This is a genomic window from Nocardia jiangsuensis (genome assembly GCF_042650385.1).
GTDB lineage: Bacteria > Actinomycetota > Actinomycetes > Mycobacteriales > Mycobacteriaceae > Nocardia > Nocardia jiangsuensis.
On sequence record NZ_JBHSAX010000033.1, the window covers coordinates 184,854 to 203,148 of the forward strand.

20 protein-coding genes and 1 tRNA gene are annotated in these 18,295 nt (G+C 71.4%); 9 read left to right on the forward strand and 12 right to left on the reverse strand.

What is annotated here, in order from left to right; genetic code table 11:
- Positions 1-64: 64 nt before the first annotated feature.
- Positions 65-1,195: an NDMA-dependent alcohol dehydrogenase gene (locus ACFO0B_RS29425; protein WP_378616583.1), complete on the reverse strand. Its 1,131-nt coding sequence runs from the start codon at positions 1,193-1,195 to the stop codon at positions 65-67.
- A 133-nt stretch (positions 1,196-1,328) separates the two neighbouring features.
- Positions 1,329-2,381, reverse strand: coding sequence for a phosphotransferase family protein (locus ACFO0B_RS29430; protein ID WP_378616585.1), 1,053 nt, complete (start codon positions 2,379-2,381; stop codon positions 1,329-1,331).
- Between the two features lie 88 nt (positions 2,382-2,469).
- Here ACFO0B_RS29430 and pabB point away from each other — a divergent pair, with 88 nt between their 5' ends.
- A complete protein-coding gene (gene pabB, locus ACFO0B_RS29435) occupies positions 2,470-4,737 on the forward strand; it encodes an aminodeoxychorismate synthase component I (protein WP_378616587.1) in 2,268 nt (755 codons plus the stop codon).
- Between the two features lie 132 nt (positions 4,738-4,869).
- Here pabB and ACFO0B_RS29440 read toward each other — a convergent pair whose 3' ends face one another.
- Positions 4,870-5,088: a cold-shock protein gene (locus tag ACFO0B_RS29440; protein ID WP_378617285.1), complete on the reverse strand. Its 219-nt coding sequence runs from the start codon at positions 5,086-5,088 to the stop codon at positions 4,870-4,872.
- Between the two features lie 168 nt (positions 5,089-5,256).
- On the opposite strand from ACFO0B_RS29440, the gene ACFO0B_RS29445 reads away from it, so the two are divergent.
- Entirely contained in the window at positions 5,257-6,900 is a 1,644-nt protein-coding gene (locus ACFO0B_RS29445) for a TerD family protein (protein ID WP_378616589.1), read from the forward strand.
- 6 nt (positions 6,901-6,906) lie between these two features.
- On the opposite strand, the gene ACFO0B_RS29450 is transcribed toward ACFO0B_RS29445, so the two are convergent.
- Positions 6,907-7,200, reverse strand: a complete 294-nt coding sequence (locus ACFO0B_RS29450; RefSeq protein ID WP_067654870.1) for a hypothetical protein — start codon at positions 7,198-7,200, stop codon at positions 6,907-6,909.
- Between the two features lie 282 nt (positions 7,201-7,482).
- Here ACFO0B_RS29450 and ACFO0B_RS29455 point away from each other — a divergent pair, with 282 nt between their 5' ends.
- On the forward strand, positions 7,483-7,776 hold the full coding sequence (locus tag ACFO0B_RS29455; RefSeq protein WP_233016630.1) for a hypothetical protein: 294 nt from the start codon (positions 7,483-7,485) through the stop codon (positions 7,774-7,776).
- Between the two features lie 9 nt (positions 7,777-7,785).
- Here the strand turns inward: ACFO0B_RS29455 and ACFO0B_RS29460 are convergent, their stop codons facing one another.
- Entirely contained in the window at positions 7,786-9,000 is a 1,215-nt protein-coding gene (locus ACFO0B_RS29460; RefSeq protein WP_378616592.1) for a vWA domain-containing protein, read from the reverse strand.
- 96 nt (positions 9,001-9,096) lie between these two features.
- Between ACFO0B_RS29460 and ACFO0B_RS29465 the strand changes: the two genes are divergently transcribed.
- Positions 9,097-9,696: an AAA family ATPase gene (locus ACFO0B_RS29465; RefSeq protein ID WP_378616594.1), complete on the forward strand. Its 600-nt coding sequence runs from the start codon at positions 9,097-9,099 to the stop codon at positions 9,694-9,696.
- A gap of 49 nt (positions 9,697-9,745) precedes the next feature.
- Positions 9,746-10,528 (forward strand): class I SAM-dependent methyltransferase, encoded by a 783-nt coding sequence (locus ACFO0B_RS29470; protein WP_378616596.1) that lies wholly within the window; start codon positions 9,746-9,748, stop codon positions 10,526-10,528.
- 5 nt (positions 10,529-10,533) lie between these two features.
- On the opposite strand, the gene ACFO0B_RS29475 is transcribed toward ACFO0B_RS29470, so the two are convergent.
- Together ACFO0B_RS29475 and ACFO0B_RS29480 are read right to left on the reverse strand one after the other, a co-directional pair.
- Entirely contained in the window at positions 10,534-11,343 is an 810-nt protein-coding gene (locus ACFO0B_RS29475) for a pentapeptide repeat-containing protein (RefSeq protein WP_378616598.1), read from the reverse strand.
- A 350-nt stretch (positions 11,344-11,693) separates the two neighbouring features.
- Positions 11,694-11,767: transfer RNA gene (locus ACFO0B_RS29480), tRNA-Ile, on the reverse strand.
- Between the two features lie 113 nt (positions 11,768-11,880).
- On the opposite strand from ACFO0B_RS29480, the gene ACFO0B_RS29485 reads away from it, so the two are divergent.
- A complete protein-coding gene (locus ACFO0B_RS29485; RefSeq protein ID WP_378616600.1) occupies positions 11,881-12,324 on the forward strand; it encodes a nitroreductase/quinone reductase family protein in 444 nt (147 codons plus the stop codon).
- A gap of 46 nt (positions 12,325-12,370) precedes the next feature.
- Here ACFO0B_RS29485 and ACFO0B_RS29490 read toward each other — a convergent pair whose 3' ends face one another.
- Together ACFO0B_RS29490 and ACFO0B_RS29495 are read right to left on the reverse strand one after the other, a co-directional pair.
- Positions 12,371-12,520, reverse strand: coding sequence for a hypothetical protein (locus ACFO0B_RS29490; protein ID WP_378616602.1), 150 nt, complete (start codon positions 12,518-12,520; stop codon positions 12,371-12,373).
- Between the two features lie 298 nt (positions 12,521-12,818).
- Complete coding sequence (locus ACFO0B_RS29495) at positions 12,819-13,154, reverse strand: hypothetical protein (protein WP_378616604.1); 336 nt, start codon at positions 13,152-13,154, stop codon at positions 12,819-12,821.
- 67 nt (positions 13,155-13,221) lie between these two features.
- Between ACFO0B_RS29495 and ACFO0B_RS29500 the strand changes: the two genes are divergently transcribed.
- Complete coding sequence (locus tag ACFO0B_RS29500) at positions 13,222-13,737, forward strand: hypothetical protein (RefSeq protein WP_378616606.1); 516 nt, start codon at positions 13,222-13,224, stop codon at positions 13,735-13,737.
- Between the two features lie 4 nt (positions 13,738-13,741).
- On the opposite strand, the gene ACFO0B_RS29505 is transcribed toward ACFO0B_RS29500, so the two are convergent.
- Positions 13,742-14,836, reverse strand: coding sequence for a PDR/VanB family oxidoreductase (locus tag ACFO0B_RS29505; protein WP_378616608.1), 1,095 nt, complete (start codon positions 14,834-14,836; stop codon positions 13,742-13,744).
- On the reverse strand, positions 14,833-15,726 hold the full coding sequence (locus ACFO0B_RS29510; RefSeq protein WP_378616609.1) for a metal-dependent hydrolase: 894 nt from the start codon (positions 15,724-15,726) through the stop codon (positions 14,833-14,835). The genes ACFO0B_RS29505 and ACFO0B_RS29510 overlap by 4 nt, the downstream gene beginning before the upstream one ends.
- A gap of 117 nt (positions 15,727-15,843) precedes the next feature.
- Here ACFO0B_RS29510 and ACFO0B_RS29515 point away from each other — a divergent pair, with 117 nt between their 5' ends.
- Positions 15,844-16,581 (forward strand): glucose 1-dehydrogenase, encoded by a 738-nt coding sequence (locus ACFO0B_RS29515; protein WP_378616610.1) that lies wholly within the window; start codon positions 15,844-15,846, stop codon positions 16,579-16,581.
- A gap of 1 nt (position 16,582) precedes the next feature.
- On the opposite strand, the gene ACFO0B_RS29520 is transcribed toward ACFO0B_RS29515, so the two are convergent.
- On the reverse strand, positions 16,583-17,305 hold the full coding sequence (locus tag ACFO0B_RS29520) for a LysE/ArgO family amino acid transporter (protein ID WP_378616611.1): 723 nt from the start codon (positions 17,303-17,305) through the stop codon (positions 16,583-16,585).
- A gap of 71 nt (positions 17,306-17,376) precedes the next feature.
- Here ACFO0B_RS29520 and ACFO0B_RS29525 point away from each other — a divergent pair, with 71 nt between their 5' ends.
- Positions 17,377-18,261, forward strand: coding sequence for a LysR family transcriptional regulator ArgP (locus tag ACFO0B_RS29525; protein ID WP_378616612.1), 885 nt, complete (start codon positions 17,377-17,379; stop codon positions 18,259-18,261).
- The last annotated feature ends 34 nt before the right edge of the window (positions 18,262-18,295 follow it).

Below are 18,295 nucleotides of genomic sequence, written 5' to 3' on the forward strand. Positions count from 1 at the left end.
CCGAGCCTACAAAGCCGACCGGCCCCCGACACCGGGCGGTGCCGAGGGCCCGTGGTCGCCGCGATCAGCGATCGGCGTCCGAGTACTTGATGATGCCCCGGATGTTCTTGCCGTCGAGCATGTCCTGGTAACCCTGGTTGATGTCCTCCAGCCGGTAGCTGCGGGTCACCATGTCGTCCAGGTTGAGCTGGCCGGACTTGTACAGCCGGAGCAGCGCCGGGATGTCCTGGCGGGCGTTGCCGCCGCCGAAGATGCAGCCCTTGACGGTCTTCTGCAGCATGGAGAGCAGGAAGCTGTTCAGCTTGACGTCGGAGGCGTCCATCCGGCCCATCGAGGTGACCACGACGGTGCCCGCCTTGCTGGTGAGGATGAGCCCCTCCTCGATGTAGTCGCCGTGCATCTCACCCATGGTGAGCACGACCTTCTCCGCCATCCGGCCCTCGGTGGCCTCCATGAGCGGGACGATCGCCTCGGCCATGCTGGCGAAGGCGTGCGTCGCGCCGAACTTCTGCGCCTGCTCACGCTTCCACGGGTTCGGGTCGATGGCGACCACCTTGGAGGCGCCGGAGAGCACCGCGCCCTGCAGCGCGCTCATCCCGACGCCGCCGATGCCCGCGATCACCACGGTCTCGCCCGGCTGCACCTGCGCCACGTGCGTGGACGAGCCGAAGCCCGTTGGCACGCCGCAGCCGACCAGGCAGGCGACCTCGAACGGGACGGTGGGGTCGATCTTCACCACCGAGGTGTGGTGCACCGTCATGTACGGCGAGAAGGTGCCGAGCAGGCACATCGGGATGACGTTCTGCCCGCGCGCCTGGATCCGGTAGGTGCCGTCGCTGATGGCCTGGCCCATGAGCAGCCCCATGCCGAGGTCGCAGAGCGCCATGTTGCCGCTCACGCAGGCCGGACAGCGGCCGCAGGCGGGGATGAACGAGAGCACCACGTGGTCGCCGACGGCCAGGTCGGCGGGGACGTTCGGGCCGAGCTTGGTGATCACGCCCGCGCCCTCGTGCCCGCCCATGACCGGGAAGGACGGCATCGGCGTCGCGCCGGTCACGATGTGGTGGTCGGAGTGGCACATCCCCGCCGTTTCCAGCTGGATCTGCACCTCACCTGCGACCGGGTCACCGACCTCGATCTCCTCCACCGACCACGGCTCGTCGATCCCCCACAGGATCGCGCCCTTCGTCTTCATTTCGCGTCGACCTCTCGCATGCGCATGGCTGACTGTGACAGCCCTTACACTACGAGAAGATTGAAACACGTTCTAGTGCTGTCGCGAAATCACCCTGCCAAAGATTGGTAGACCGGCGGAACACGTTCCAGTATCAGATCAACCGCTGCGCGCGCTCGAAGAGCTCGAGGGTGATGGCATGCAGGAAGTCGCCGACCTGCCTCGGCGCCTTACCCGCGAAGGCGCGGGCGTGCGTGCCCTCCAGCACGATGCCGAGCTTGAAGCAGGCGAGCACGGTGTACCAGTCGACGGCGCTCAGGTCGCGGGTCGAGAAGCGGCCGTAGTGCTCGACCATCTCGGCCGCGGTCGGCAGCCCGCCCGCCGCGCCGAGCAGCCCGACCAGCGCGGCGCCGGTCGTCCCCGGCTCCGGCCTGGTCGCCAGCTGCCAGCCCAGGTCGAGCAGCGGGTCGCCGATGGTGGACATCTCCCAGTCGACCAGCGCGGCGACCTCCGGGCCGTCGTAGGAGAACATGATGTTCGCCAGGTGGCAGTCGCCGTGCAGGATGCCCGGCGTCCACTCGGCCGGGCGGTTGCGCTCCAGCCAGTCGCCGACGGCGTCGATGCCGGGGATCCGCGGGCCGGGGTAGCCCTCGTTCTGGGTGTACGACTCCAGCTCGCCGAGCCAGCGCGGCACCTGCCGCTCCAGGAAGCCGTCCGGGCGGCCGTAATCCTCGAGGCCGAGTTCGCGGTGGTCGAGGGCGCCGAGCCGGGCGATGGCCTCGACCGCGGAGAGGCCCATGCCCCTGCGCAGCTCGGGGTCGCTCGCGTGCGGCTCGGGGAGCTCGGTCTGCGGGTTGAAGCCGGTGATCGGCTCCATCAGGTAGAAGACGGCGCCGATCAGGGTCTCGTCCGGGTTGGCGGCGATCACGCGCGGCGCGCGCACGTCGGTGCCGTTCAGCGCCTCGAGCAGCCTGGCCTCGCGCCGGATCACCTCGTTGGACTTGGACCGCAGGTGTTCGGGGCCGCGGCGGAGCACGTACTCGCGGCCGCCGCGGCGGAACTTCAGCATGATGTTCTGGGTGCCGCCGCCGAGCGCCACCACGTCCTCGAACGGTCCGCCGGGCAGCCCCCGCTCTTCCATCCACTGACCGACGACCGCGAAGTCGACCACATCACGTTTCACGTCGGCCGGTTGCGCTACAGACATGCCGACATTCTGCCCTAGCTCCGCCGCTCAACTGAAGGCGTGCGGCAGCAGTTGCTCCGGTGCTGCTCGGCGTAGGGTTCTGAGCACGATGCGCACGCTCCTGATCGACAACTACGACTCGTTCACCTACAACCTGCACCAGTTGCTCGGCGAGGTGAACGGCGTGCCGCCGGTCGTGCTGCGCAACGACGCGGTCACCGATATCGCGGATCTCGAGCTGGAGCGCTTCGACAACATCGTGATCTCGCCGGGGCCGGGGCGGCCGGATGTCGCGCGCGACGTCGGCATCTCGGCGGCGGTGATCCGGGACGCCGCGCTGCCGTTGCTCGGGGTGTGCCTCGGGCACCAGGGGATCGTGGTCGACGCGGGCGGGGTGGTGGCGGCGGCGCCGGTGCCCCGGCACGGGTACCCGGATCGGGTGTCGCACGACGGGGCGGGGCTCTTCGCCGGGCTGCCCGCGGATTTCACCGCGGTGCGATATCACTCGCTGGCCGCGCGGGAGCCGCTGCCCGGCTCGCTGCGGGTGACCGCGCGGAGTGCCGACGGGGTGGTCATGGGGGTGCGGCGGCTGGATCGGCCGCAGTGGGGGGTGCAGTTCCATCCGGAGTCGGTGTCGAGTGAGTTCGGGGCGGCGCTGCTGCGCAACTTCGCGGAACTGACGCGCAGGGAAGGGGCTTTCGCGCGCGGCGGAAGCGGCGCGGCACGCGCGCAGCGACCCGGCGGCGGTTCGCGGCCGGAGTGGCACGCGAACCGCGGTGCCACCTCCCGCCCGGTCGGCCGCGGCACCGCGCCGCCGTCCGATTCACACGAGCGGCTCGCGCCACCCGAGAACCCGGCCGGAAGAGGACCCGCGCCGGTACCCGGCCCGCACACGGGGCCGCCACCGACCGCGCGGAACGTGGCGCCGCGGCCGGCCCCGGCGCCGCACCGCCCCCGATATGTGCTGCGGCACACCGCGATCCCGCGCGCCATCGACACCGAGGCCGTCTTCCTCCGGCTCTACGCCGACTCCCCCACCGCCTTCTGGCTGGACAGCGAACATGTCGAGCCCGGCCTCGACCGCTTCTCCTTCCTCGGCGACGCGAGCGGTCCGCTGGCCGAGGTGGTGCGGTACCGGGTGGGGGCGGGCGCGGTGCGGGTGGAGTCGGCGGGCGGGGTGCGATACGTGCCGGGCAGCGTGCTGGAGTACCTGGCGAGCGAGCTGCGCCGGCGCTCCGACGTGCGGCGCCCGCCGTTGCCGTTCGACTTCGCCTGCGGCTACGTCGGCTACCTCGGCTACGAGATGAAGGCCGAGTGCGGCGGGAACGCGGCGCACACCGCCGAGACCCCGGACGCCCAGTGGATCTTCGCCGACCGCATGGTGGTGGTCGACCACGTCGCCGCCCGCACCCACCTGCTCGCGCTGGACGACGGCGACGAGGCCGGCGCGGTCTGGCTGGCCGAAACCGCGACCGCGCTGGCCGAGCTGCCCACCTGGAGCAACCCGGCCCCGCTGAACGTCCCCGCCGACCCCGCCGCCATCGCCCCGCTGCTCGGCCGCGGCCGCGGCCGCTACCTCGCCGACATCGGGGTGTGCCTGGAACGGCTGCGCGCGGGCGAGTCCTACGAGATCTGCCTGACCGACGCCGCGCGGGTCGTCGACGACCGCGACGGCCTCGCGCTCTACCGCACCCTCCGCCGCTGCAACCCGGCGCCGTACGCCGCCTACCTGCGCTTCGGCGAGCTCGATATCGCCTGCTCCTCGCCGGAGCGCTTCCTGCGCATCGACCGCACCGGAACCGTGGAGAGCAAGCCGATCAAGGGGACCGCACCGCGCGGCGCGACCCAGGCCGAGGACGACCTGCTGCGCCGCGAGCTGGCCGGCGACCCGAAGACCCGCGCCGAGAACCTGATGATCGTCGACCTGCTCCGCAACGATCTGGGCCGGGTCTGCGAGATCGGCAGCGTGCACGTCCCCGAGCTCATGGCGGTGGAGTCGTACTCCACGCTGCACCAGCTGGTCTCCACGGTGCGCGGCACACTGCGGCCGGACGCGGGTCCGGTCGACGTGCTGCGCGCCTGCTTTCCCGGCGGCTCGATGACCGGCGCGCCCAAGCTGCGCACCATGGAGATCATCGACGAGCTGGAGACCGAACCGCGCGGCGTCTACTCCGGCACCATCGGCTACCTGGACGTCTCCGGCACCGCGGATCTGAACATCGTCATCCGCACCGCGGTGCGCTCGGCGGGCGGCTGGCGGATCGGCGCGGGCGGCGCCATCGTGCTCGGCTCCGATCCCGAGGCGGAGTACCTGGAGATGGTGCTCAAGGCGGCGGCGACGTACCGTGCGCTCGCCCCGGCACCGGTCCGCGGCTGACGCGCAGCGCACCGAACCGGCGGAGTGCGGGCAAGGCCGCAGCGTGCCCAGCCGCCGGGGCGCAGCCGGCCCCGCAGCTCGCCCGAGCGCCGGGGCGAGGTCGGCCCACAGCCCGCAGTTACCGGTGCGCGGTCAGTCCGCGGCCCGGACAGCCCCGGCCTCCGGACCGCGCGGCCCGACGGTGCGCACGAAGGTGACCGGCTGCCCTGCGTGCAGCGTGCGATACCCCGGACCCTCGATACCGGTGTACTCCACGAAGACCGGAGCCGGGTCGTCGTCCGCGGCCAGGAACCCGAACCCCTTCGCAGCGTCGAACCAGCTCACGATGCCGCTGCACCGGGCTACCGGGATGACGGGCGCGGGCGAGAGGGCGGGGCTGGCTACGATGCTGATCTCCTGGTGCTCGGCGAATCCTCAGCCACCGTACTCCGGCCCGCGCCGGACGGCACGGCCGAACCGTCCGGCACCCGCCCCGGCGGTCCTGGCGTGTCGGTGCCCCGTGGCATAGTTCCCTTCACCATGGAACGATCCACCACACCGGAGCTGAGCAGGGGCGCGCACACCGAGGTCCCGGGTTCGCTGTTGGCCGTGGTGATTTCGTGGCGCTCCGAGCACGCGATGGACGCGGTCGCGCTCCTGCTCGGCGCCGAGGGCACGGTCCGTACCGATCGGGATCTGGTGTTCTTCAACGCGCCACGGCACCTGTCCCAGGCCGTCACGCTGGATCAGCAGCCGGAGCCGCACACCGCGCGGCTCAGCGTCTCGCTGCCGCGCACCGAGGCCGCGGTGCAGCGCATCGTGATCGGCGGCGCGCTGGACGCGGGCACCTTCGCCGAGATGTCCGGGCTGACGCTGGAGGTGCTGGACGCGAACGGCCCCGTCGCGCGGTTCGCCGTCGCCGATGTGGAGCCGGTGCGGGCGCTGCTGTTCGGCGAGTTCTACCGGCGCGACGGCGGCTGGCGGTTCCGCGCGGTCGGCCAGGGCTGGGCGAGCGGGCTGGCCGGGCTGGTCACCGAATTCGGGGTCGCCGTCACCGAATCCGATCGGCGCGGGCCGGAGCTCACCCGGCCGCACCGGGCGCTGCCGCCGCCACCGCCGCCAGCCCCCGAGCGTGCGGACTGGCACCCCGATCCGGAGGACCGCACCCGGCTGCGCTGGTGGGACGGCACCGGCTGGACCACCGAGACCGCGGTGTTCGTGCCAGCGGGCTCCCGGCGCTGCCCGCGCTGCGGCGCCGAGCTGCGCCGCAGAATGCTCGGTGGCCACGCGCCGTGCCGAAGCTGCGAGCAGCGGGTCGCGGAGTACCTCGCGCAGTGGCAGGCGCGGGCCCGTCGGGTGCTCGCCACCGACGGCCTCGACGGCACCGGCTGGGACGACCTGCTCGCCGGGCTGCGCTATCAGCGGATCGAGGAGCACCGGGGCCGGGAGCTGCTGCGCGAGATCGGGATCGCGCACGTGGAGCGGCAGGTCACCTTTGCCTTCGCCGACGGCGAGGTGCTCGACGACGAGCTGGAATCGTTCGAGCACGCCGTCACCGAGCTCCGGCTCGGCGGCCCGCTGATCGACGATCTGCGCCGCCGGATGCAGCGCGGGCACACCCTGAGCAGGCTGCGCGGCGGGCAGCTGCCGCTGGTGCGCGCGCCCGGCCTGCACCTCGACCCCGAGGAGGCGGTGCACCTCGACATCCCCGCCGTGCACCTGCGGCTGCTCGCCCGCGGCCCGCGCCGCACCGAGGGCAGGCTGATCGCGAGCAACAAGAAGCTGCGCTTCACCGGGCACGGCATCGGCACCGAGCTGCCGTGGGCGCGGGTGGTCTCGGTGCGGGTGCAGGGCGGCGACGTGGTGGTCGCGGCGACCTCGGCGCGCGGCGGCGCCACCTTCACGGTGGCCGATCCGGAGTACGTGGCGGCAGTGCTGGAGGGCGCGCTGCGGGTGGCGAAGCGGCTGGTGCTGAGCCCGGGGCAGCGCGATTCGCGCAGCGTCCCGCAGGAGGTCAAGGCCGCGGTGTGGCAGCGCGACGGCGGGCGCTGCGTGGAGTGCGGCGACGGCCACTACCTGGAGTTCGACCACATCATCCCGATCAGCAGGGGCGGCGCGACCAGCGCGGCCAACCTGCAGATCCTGTGCCGGGCCTGCAACCGGGCCAAGGGCGCCCGGATCTGAGCGGCCTCAGATATTGAGCACGGCGTTCATGATGGTGCCCGCGCTGGTGGCGACGACACCGCCGATCATGGCGCCGGCGATCTGCTTCGGCGACTGCAGCCCGCTGCCGCTCCACTTCTCCCAGGCGAAGCGGCCACCGGCGTAGATGATCGCGATGATGCCGGAGAGCAGCGCGAACCAGGTGATGTACCGGACGAACTGCATGATCTTGTCCGACAGCGGCGGTGCCTCCGGCGTCGGGTTGCCCACCTGGGCCAGCGTCGTGAAAGCGTCCCCCACCGACGCCAGGATGATGCTCACCGCTGCACTCCCCTCTTCAGGACACGTTCTGCCCACGGACATTTCGCTACCCGTCGAGGATACGGCTCCGGCCCGCCCCGCCGCCGCTGTCGGGCCGAACGCCCCAGCACTGCCCCACCCGCCCCTGTGCTGCCACCTCCCCGCCGCAACCGCGCGACGCCGGGTACGCGAAACCGGACGACGCGCACCGAGTCGTGCCGGAGGTGGCACATCCGCCCCGGCGACCGGATACGATTCGATGAGTGTTCCCCGCCCTGACCCACGATCCGGAGTGAGCAGACCATGATCATGGCCTCCGCCCTCGACACGCTGGCGTTCTACGACACGCTGGCGCAGATCGGTAACCCCAGCCCGGAAGCGCCGCCGATCTCCGACAAGTTCCTGCAACTCGTCCGCTACTTCACCTGGTTCGTGCTGCTCGCGGGCATCGTCGCGATCATCTTCGCCGGCGGCAAGTTCGCCTGGGAGAAGTGGACCGGCGGCGGGCTGGAATCGCCGAAGATGGTGGCGGGCGCCATGATCGGCGGCGTCGTCGCCACCAGCGCGGGCACCATCATGAACGCCGTCATCGGCTGAGCCACCGGCTCAGCGGGTGATACCGGCCGCGCGGGCGGCCCGGAGCCAGTCCGGGAACTCGCCGAGCAGCCGCGCGTAGAGCTCGGCGTCGTCCACCAGGTCGATGTCGTCCAGCGCGAAGAACCCGGCATTGTCGACGACCCGGCCGTCCATCTCGTCCAGCGAGCGCAGCAGCCCGTAGTTCGCCTTGCCGAGCCCCACGAACTGCCAGAACGCTGGCAGCTGCGCCGCGGTGCGCATGAGTTCGGCGATCTCGCGCTTCTTCGCGAAGCCGCCGTCGGTGAAGAACAGCACCAGGGTGGGCGGCCCGCCCGCGCGCAGCGTGGCGATGATCTCGCCGATGATCGGCAGCTCCTCGTTGCGGGCGCCGAGCGCGCCGTAGTCGATGCCGCCGTGCACGCCGTTGAGGTGCAGGAACGTGTCGCACCAGCGCTCGACCTCCTCGACCCGGATCTCCGGGAGCGCGGCGAACTTCAGCGCGTAGAGGTACGGCTCCATGGCGCCGTCGTCGTCCAGCTGGATGGCGATCGGCACCATCCGCTCGACCACCCGGTGCACGACCTTGCGGTGGTACTGCTTGGCCATGCTGCCGGTCTTGTCGATCACCAGGACGACCCGCGCCCTGACATCACCCGCCCGCTTGGCGTGCAGCACCGTGGAGACCTCGCGCTTGCGCAGGTCGAGCTTCTGCCGCTTCTCCAGCGAGAGCTTCGCCTCGCCCGGCACCGAGCGCACCACCGGCTGCGCGGGTGCCCCGTCGTCCACCGCGACACCGTGGTCGGTGACCAGGTCGGCGAAGCCGCCCGCGTACCCCTGGCCGACTGCCCGCACCTTCCAGTCCGCGCCGCGCCGGTACAGCTCCAGCGCGATCACCACCGATTCGCTGCTCAGCCCGTCCACCACGTACTCGTAGCCGGTCACGCTCGCCACCGGGGCCGGGTGGTCGCCGAAGCGGCCGCCCGGGTCGTCGAGGGTGAGCACCACCCGCACCTGCGCGATCTCCGCGGGCAGCTGCGCCGGATCCACGGTCAGCACACCGTCGCGCAGCGAAACACCCGGCGCCTGCGGTTGATTGAAGAAGACGAAGTCGGCGTCGGAGCGGACCTTTCCGCTCGCGGTCACCAGCAGCGCGGCGATGTCGGCCGCGACGGCCGAGCGGATCGCGACCGTCACCGGGCCGGTGGGCAGTGCCCCGTTCTGCCCCTTCACCAGTACCGTCGCCATGCTCGCGCCTCCCGATCGTCGCCGAATCGGGTTCAGACTAGAGCGCGGGCAACACGTCCGCGATCTGTTCGGGTGACCGCGCGGTACCCTCGGGTGATGCTGGTGTGGATCAACGGCGCCTTCGGCGCCGGAAAGACACAGACCGCCTTCGAATTGCACCGCCGCCTGGCAAACTCTCACGTCGCCGACCCGGAACTCATCGGCTACGGCATCCACCGCATGCTCCCCCGCAGCGCGCGCGGCGACTTCCAGGACCATCCCCAGTGGCGCTCCGCCGTCGCCGCCACCCTCGCCGACGTGGTCGCCGTGCACCCCGGCCCGGTCCTGGTGCCGATGACGCTGGTCCGCGCGCAGTACTTCGACGAGATCATGGACGCCCTCGCCGAGTCCGGCGCCGAGGTACGGCACTTCGCCCTCCTCGCCGCGCCCGAGGTGCTGCGGCACCGGTTGAGCACCCGCTTGGAGGCCCTGTTCGGATCCGGCGAGAGCTGGGCGATGCGGCAGATCGACCGCTGCGTCGCCGCCCTCACCGACGACCGCTTCGCCTCGCACATCGCCACCGACCACCTGACGGTCGACGAGGTCGTCGAGACCATCGCCCACTCCACCGGGCTGGAACTGGTCAACCCTCGACTCGGCGCAGCCAGGCACCGACTGCGCCGATTGGCCGTAGCCGCGCAGCACATACGCCGATGACGCCAGCCCCTGGACTCGGGGCAGGCAGCATCGGCGGCGAGGGGGACCGGTGGAGGACAGGGCTATAGGTATGACGCGGCGACTGAAGAGGCGTGGGCGTGAGGCCCTGGACCGGATCGGGCCGAGGCGGTCCGAGAATCGGGTCATCGCCGAGGCGGCCCAGTACTGGACCAGCCCCGCCGAGCCGGCCTGGGCCGGCAATTCACACTGGCGAACGGGGATTCCCGGGCAGTGGGAGAAGGTGGGGCAGGATCACCTGGCGCTCTTCGACAAGCTCGCCCGGGTTCTCGACACCCCGCCGTCGTTCGGCACGGTGGCCGAGTGGGGGTGTGGCGGTGGCGCCAACGCCGTTGCCTTCGCGCCTCGCGCGGAGCGGTTCGTCGCGGTCGACGTCGTGCGGGCGAGTCTGGACGAATGCCGCGAGCACACGCTCGCCGCGTGCGACGTCGACTTCGTGCCGCTGCTCGTGGAGGTCGAGAACCCCGAAGCGGCCGTCGACACCATCGGGCGCGCGAGCTGCGACGTATTCCTCTGCCTCTACGTCGTCGAGCTGCTGCCCTCCGCGGAGTACGCCACCCGGATCCTTCGTATCGCGCGCGCGGTGCTCGCCCCGGGCGGGGTCGCGTTCATCCAGGTCAAGTACCGCGACAGCGACGGCCGGACCGCTCCCAGGCGCAGCTATGCGCGGAACCTCGCCTCCCAGACGATTTTCCCCATCGATCACTTCTGGAAGCTGGCGGGGCAAACCGGCTTCCGACCGGAAGCAGTTCATCTGGTTCCGGAGAACGAGCTCGACCGGAACTACGCGTATTTCCTGCTGACCGCGGCCTGAACCATTCAGCGGCTGGGCGGCGGCAGATACCCCACCGGCCAGACAGTTCTACCGTCGTATTTCACCCCCGCGACAGCAACTCCGGACAAATCGACCCCGGACAGATCGGCACCACTCAGATCGACGTGCTCGAGCGACGTGGACTCGAAGCTCGCCCTCCTCAGGTCGGCATTCTGGAATCCGACCTCGTTCAGGTCGCATGTGTCGAAACTCGCACCCGACAGATCGGCGCCCCGGAACGTGCTCCGCCACACCTCGGTGTCGGTCATCACCACCCCGCGCAGGTCGGCCGAATCGAAGTTCGTATCGAAGACCTTCGATGAGTCGACGACAGAGCCACTCAGGTCGGACCCACGGAAATCGGTATTCGTCAACGTCACGTCCACCATCAGCACACCGGCCAGACACGCGCCGCCCACATCGACGGCATGAATCTCCGCACCACGCGTCTTCGCCGCCCCGTCCTCCTCGTACCCTCGGCGAGCGATAGCGGTCGAAGCGGCCTCGATATCCGGAGCAACCGCCGCGCCTCCCCCGATCGAGTCACACGACTCGCCCACCGGCGCATGCGTCCTCACGAACGCCGACAGAACCGAGAACACACCCCAGTGGTCTCGGGGAGAGTCGACCGCCAACCGCTCCAGCGAGTAGATGGCGCCCAGCCGGGTGTCGAGATTCTCCGATCCCAGCTGTGACACCGCCCGGTAGTACCGGTCGTTGATCTGCGTCTCCCGCTGCGTCTCGACCTGCAGCCGGCTCGCTTCGAACGACCTCGCGGTGAAGAGCACCGCCCCGATGGCCGTCAAGGCGGTCACGAGACCCGCGACTTCAGCGATCGTGATCCCTCGGAATCGTTCGGCTACGGCGCGGAGGAAGTTCCTGAGCGCTCGAAACCGGACGGCATGCGGCACATGGAGCCGCTGGCTCGCCGTGCTGCGCCGCAACCTGCTCCGCCGAGGCGGGGGGAGGCTGCGTCGCGCTCGCCTCCGGACCGGTCGACGCAGGCCGTCGCCGGCGACTCTGCGCGGAGCCGACGGACTCGGTCGGCGCGGCGAACCGGGAGTCATCTCGCGATCATGCCGAACCACCGACCGATAAGCATCGATCCGAGGGGGCGTTTCTCGCTGCGAAGCAGGCGCGGGGCGGGCGGCCGAACTCGAACTTGTGGGGCGGGCGGGGCTCGAACCCGCGACCAATGGATTATGAGTCCACGGCTCTAACCGACTGAGCTACCGCCCCCGACCTCGTGATCACGAGTGCCACCGGATGCTACCGGCTCACGTGATCCGGACACCAGTTGCGAACTCGACACTAGGGTGACAGGACGTTCCCACGAGGTTTCGGAGGCCGTGATGGCGAGTGTGTTCGTGCGGCTGTTGCAGGCGCACCAGTGGGTGTACGAACGCAGTGACGGGCGGCTGGGGCACCGGGTGTTGCTCGGGAATCCGACGTTGCTGCTGCGGACCGTGGGACGGAAGACCGGGGAGCCGCGGGTGGCGGCGTTGACGTACGGCCGGGATGGGGACGATTTCCTGGTGACGGCGTCGAACGGCGGTGCGGACCGGGCTCCGGGGTGGCTGGCGAATGTGCAGGCGCGGCCGGAGTGCGCGATCCAGGTCGGGCGGGAGAAGATCGAGGTGACGGCGGTGCCGACGTATCCGGGGGATCCGGATTATCTGCGTCGGTGGACGATCGTGGACGGGGTGAATCAGGGGCGGTACACCGACTATCAGAAGCTGACCGCGCGGCCGCTCGCCGTGGTGGTGCTGACGCCGGCGCGGGGGAAGCGGGCGTGATCCGTCGCGTCCGGTGCGCGAACGCACCGGACGCGGGGACAGGGGGTTAGCGGGGACCGCTGTCGATACGCGCCTCCCTGGGTTCGGCATTCTCCCAGCGACTGCGATCCAGCGGGGGACGGCTGGCGATTTGCACGACTCCGATGACCATGAACAGAACGACTGCTACGACCGCGACCACGATCAGAATTTCCACGGACGGCACAGTAGCCCCGCAATCGGAACACCGCACCGGGTAGCCGGTCTGTATTTCCAAGTTTCCCGAACCTGCGGTCACTCAAACCATTCGGGATGGATTGTTCTTCGACATCGGCCCAGCTTGTGCACAATCACAGCCGGCGGCCGGGCCGAAATTGTGATCTCCGACAAATTTCGGATGCGACCAACGGATGGTCTCGATGCAGGGAAGCGGGACACCCCACGGGCGCGGTCGGATCGGCCGAATCAGTTAACGCGCAGCAATACCTGATGGCGTCGGCTTCTGGCGGAAACGGTCAGGATCCCCCACCGCAGCCGCTACTGCTTCCGCTGCTGCACGAGGAACCGCTGCTGCACGAGGAACCACTGCTGCACGAGCTGCCGCTGGAGCAGGAGGAGCCGTGCGAGTGGGGGTCGTCCGAGGAGGAATCCCCGCCGGTGAAGCCCGAGCCACCGTCGGACCAGGACGTACCGGAGTCGGCGGCGCTCCACGGCGCGGAACCGCCGCCGATCGACGAGGTGGAGGTGCCGATCTGATCGTGCGCGCTCGCGACCAGGCGCCACACCAGGAACCCGATGACGAGGAAGACCAGTACCAGCAGCACCAGCGCGACGACGAGAACGGCGATCATGGCCGAATGGTAGCGGCGAAACCGGCTCCGAGCAGCGCGAATCGGCGCCGCTGGTTACAGTGGGGCGGTGGCCCTCCTCCGCTCCCGCGCGGCCGCGCGGCCCGGGATCGACCTGGGCCGCGTCGAAAGCGCCGTCGCCGCACTGGAACTCGTCGAGCCGGTCTTCACCACCTGCCCGTGGCAGCCGCGCGACCTGGTGATCACCGGGCTGCGGCAGTGGCTGCGCTGCTGCGGGGCGGCGCTGCGCGACGACCGGATGATCGGCATGCCCTCGCACGCGGTGGACGAGGCCTGGCACGGGCTCATCCTCTGCACCGAGCGGTACGCGGAGTTCTGCGCGGCGGCGTACGGCCGCTTCCTGCACCACTACCCCGATGGCGCCGGTCCGCGGCGCGGCGAGCCGGAGCCGATGGAGCGGCAGCTCGGGCGGACGGTGGTGGCCTGGTCGCTGGTGGCGCGGCCCGGTGAGCGGTGCGTGCTCTGGGATCTGGACACGGTGGTCGGCGTGCAGCGGCCATGGGGGGTGTGCGCGGACCAGGTCGCGGCGGTGGAGTCGGAGCTGGCGCGGCTCGCCGCGGGGTGAGCGCTCAGACATCGAGGACGAGGCGGCCGCCGTCGGCTCGCGAGACGCACGGGAGCATCGCACCGGCCGCGCGCTCGGCCGGGGTGAGCGCGCCGTCGCGGTGGTCGGGTTCGCCGGCCAGGACCCGGGTGACGCAGGTGCGGCAGAAGCCCTGTCGGCACGAATAGAGCCGGTCGGGGCGCGCGGCGAGCAGGACGTCGAGGGCGGAGCGGTCGGCGGGGACGGTGCGTACCTCGCCGGTGCGGGCGAGTTCCAGTTCGAAGGGGACGCCGTCGCGCACCGGGGCCGGGCCGAAGCGTTCGACGTGCAGCTCGACGCCGGACAGGGTGCGGGTGGCGGCGAGCACGGTGTCGGTCAGGCCGGTGGGGCCGCAGCAGTAGACGGCGGTGCCCGAGGCGAGGCCGGGGAGCAGGGCGGCGGCGTCCGGCAGGCCGTCGCGGTCGTCGGTGCGGATACGGACGCGACTGCCGTGGCGGGCGAGTTCGGCGCGGAAGGGGAGGGATTCGCGGGAGCGGCCGGTGTAGGTCAGCGACCAGTCGGCGCCGAGCCGGTCGGCGAGGCGGAGCATGGGCAGGATCGGGGTGATGCCGATGCCGCCTGCCACGAAGAGCAGCCGGCGCGCGGGTGATCCGAAGCCGGGGACCGCGAACGGGAAGGCATTGCGCGGGCCGCGAGCAACCAGCGAGCCTCCGGCGGGGACGGATTCGTGGAGTTCCAGGGAGCCGCCCGCGCCGCCGTCGATGCGGCGGACAGCGATGCGGTAGGCGCGGCGGTCGTCCGGGTCGCCGCAGAGCGAGTACTGGCGGAAGCGGCCGGAGGGCAGTTCCAGGTCGAGGTGCGCGCCGGGATGCCAGCGGGGTAGCCGGCCACCGTCGGGGGCGCGGAAGGTCAGCGCGACGACGTCGTCGGCGACCTGTTCGCGGCGCGCGAGGATGAGCGGCAACCGGTCGGCGTACGCCGCGGTGACCGGGGCCTGCCGGTGCGTCAGCGCGGACCAGCGCAGGCGGGCCGAGGCGAGCGCGTGCACCACGCGGAGGGCGCGGTCCGGACGTCCGGCGCCGAAGAGATCGGCGGGCAGCGCGGGGTCGGCACCGGTCACGAGGCCGCCGCCCGCGCGGCGGGCGACTGCGCGAGATACGCCACCGCCTGCGCCGTCGACCCGACCCCGCCCGGGTCGTAACCAGGCACGAAAGTACTGGCGGCGCTGCGCAGCAGCGACGGAACCCCCGGCAGCGCCCCGCGCCACATGGCCGCACCGACCCGCAGCAGGAGCAGCGGATACCGATGGTCCGGCAGCGCCGGATCCTGCCGCACCAGGAAGCGGGTCCCGCGCAGCAGGAGCAGCAGGAACACCGGGAAGGTCAGCGACATCACCGCGGAGCGCCGCAGGTACCCCGCCCCGAAGTACACCGCGACGTCGTGCGCGACGTGCCGGTGCTCCACCTCCTCGGCGCCGTGCCAGCGGTACAGATCGGCCATCCGCGGGTCCGCCCCGAACCTCTCCAGGTCGGCGTTGAGCACCCAGTCGCCGAGGTAGGCGAAGAAGTGCTCCAGGCAGGCGATGAAGGTGAGCCGCTCGACGAGCATCTGGACTGCGCCGTCCGCGCGCGGCCCCAGCGTCTTCCGGAACAGGAACTCGGCCTGCCGCAGGTACGGCCCCGGGTCGATGCCTGCCGCCGCGAGCACCTCGTGCAGCACCCGCTCGTGGGTGTCGGCGTGCACCGCTTCCTGGCCGACGAAGCCGAGCATGGCGGCGCGCAGCCGCTCGTCGCGGACCAGTGGCAGCGCCTCACCGTAGGCGGCGCAGAACATGCGTTCACCCTCGGGGAGCAGCAGGTTCAGCGCGTTGATCAGGTGCGAGGCGATGGGCTCGTCCGGCATCCAGTGCAGGGGCGTTCCCACCCAGTCGAAACGCACCGCGCGGGCCCGCAGCGCGACCGCGCCGGGGTCGGGGTCGGCGCGCCGGGCGAGCCGTCGAAGCAGCGTCATCGGTACTCCTTCAGTCCCCCTTACCGTAACCGTGGATACGGAGTACCTGCAACACTCGGTCACAGCAAACTGCGGCGTAAGTTCGGGGCCGATGCTTGACCAACGTGAGGAGATCCGGTGAGCCGACTCAGCGGCAAAGTGGCACTGATCAGCGGCGCGGCCCGCGGCATGGGCGCCGCGCACGCCAGGGCGGTGGTGGCCGAGGGCGGGCGGGTGGTGCTCGGCGACATCCTGGACGAGCCGGGTGCGGCGCTGGCCGACGAGCTCGGCGACGCGGCGGTCCACGTGCCGCTCGACGTCCGCGATCCGGAGGCGTGGAGCGCCGCGGTGCGTACCGCCGATGAGCGCTTCGGCGGGCTGCACGTGCTGGTCAACAATGCCGGGATCGTGAACGGGAACCTGCTGCCCGACTTCGAGCTCAGCGAATGGCAGAAGATCATCGACATCAACCTGACCGGCACCTTCCTCGGGATGCGCGCCTCGGTGCCGCTGCTGCGGAAGTCGGGCGGCGGATCGATCGTGAACATCTCGTCGGTGGAGGGGCTGCGCGGCAGCGCGGGGCTGCACGGGTACGTGGCGACCAAGTTCGCGGTGCGCGGGCTCACCAAGTCGGCGGCGCTGGAGCTGGCGCCGCAGGGCATCCGGGTGAATTCGGTGCACCCGGGGCTGATCCGGACGCCGATGACCGAGGGGATCCCGGAGGACTTCCTGCAGATCCCGCTCGGCCGCGGCGCGGAGCCGGAGGAGGTGTCGGCGCTGGTGGTCTTCCTGGCCTCGGACGAATCCTCCTACTCGACCGGCGCGGAGTTCGTGGTGGACGGCGGGCTCACCGCCGGGGTGCCGCACAGGTCCTGAGTCAGCCGAGCAGCAGCCCGGCGCCGAGCGCGAGCATGACGAGCGCGATGGCGGCGTCCAGCACCCGCCAGGCGCCGGGCCGGGCGAAGAGCGGGCGGAGCAGGCGGGCGCCGTAGCCGAGCGCGAGGAACCACAGGACGCTCGCGGTCATGGCGCCCGCCGCGAGGTACCACCGGTCCGCGCCCGCGTGCGCCGAGGCGAAGGAGCCGAGCAGGACGACGGTGTCCAGGTAGACGTGCGGGTTGAGCCAGGTCAGGGCAAGGGTTGTCGCGATGGTCGCGCCCAGCGCGGGTGCGGTCCGGCCCCGAGCGGGGTGGGCGAACCGAGCGGCGCCGCGCGGGGTCGAATCACGCCCGTTCGCGCTGCTCGACACCGCGCCGACCGGCACCGGCACGGCGTCGTCGGCGACCTCGCCCGGCGGATCGGCGGCGGGGACGAGAGCCGCCGGACTCCACGCCCGCCGCAACGCCAGCGCCGCGTACCCGCAGAGGAACACCGCCCCGGCCCAGCGCGCCACCACCAGCACCTCCGGCACCGACCGCACCACCGCCCCGAAGCCGGCGACCCCGGCGGCGATGAGCAGCACGTCCGACACCGCGCACACCGCGACCACCGCGCCGACATGCGTGCGGGTGATTCCCTGGCGCAGCACATGCGCGTTCTGCGCACCGATCGCCACGATGAGCGAGAGTCCGAAGCCGAAACCGGAGAGGATGGAGGTCACCCGGCCAAACTAGGAACGCGCCGCCGAGCAGTCCAGCTGAAGATTTTCACGCACCATTAGAATTTCTGAACATGGACCTGCAGCTCGACCAGCTGCGCGCACTGAGCGCCGCCGTCACCGAGGGCACCTTCGAGGCCGCCGCCCGCCGCCTGCACATCACCCCCTCGGCGCTGAGCCAGCGCATCAAGGCCCTGGAGGACGCGGCGGGTCGCATCCTGGTCCAGCGGGTGAAACCGGTGCGCCCCACCGAATCCGGGACCGCTGTGCTCCGCCTGGCCAGACAGCTGGAGCTCCTCGTCGGCGAGACAGCCCGCGAACTCGGCGCGGCAGACGAACCCGGTCCGGTGCGGCTGCCGTTCGCGGTGAACGCCGACTCGCTCGACACCTGGGTGATGCCCGCGCTCGCCCGCACCCCGCCGGGGCTGAGCTTCGAGATCCACCGGGAGGACGAGGAGCACACCACCGCCCTGCTGCGCGACGGCACCGTGGTCGCCGCCATCACCGCGACCCGCCGCGCGGTGCAGGGCTGCTCGGTGCGGCCGCTCGGGATCATGCGGTACCGGCCGATGGCCGCGCCGGAGTTCGCGGCGACCTGGTTCCCGGACGGCGCCGACGCCGAATCCCTGGCCCGCGCCCCGGTGGTGAACTTCGACCGCAAGGACAATCTCCAGGAGGAGTACCTGCGCAGGCGGACCAGACGCCCGGTGACGGCGCCGCGGCACTTCGTCCCGACCCCGCACGCCTACGTCGCCGCGATCCGGCTCGGCCTCGGCTGGGGCATGGTCGCCGAACCGCAGCTCACGGCGGCCCCGGAGCTGGCGCGGATCGACGGCGACGCCACCGTCGACGTGCCGCTGTACTGGCAGCAGTGGAAGGTGGAGTCACCCGCCCTGGAGGCGCTGGCCGCCGCCATCGCCATCGCGGCGGCCGGCACCCTCCGTCCGGCCGGCCCCTGAACCGGAGCCGCCCCTCCGCAAGTCGCGGCGCACC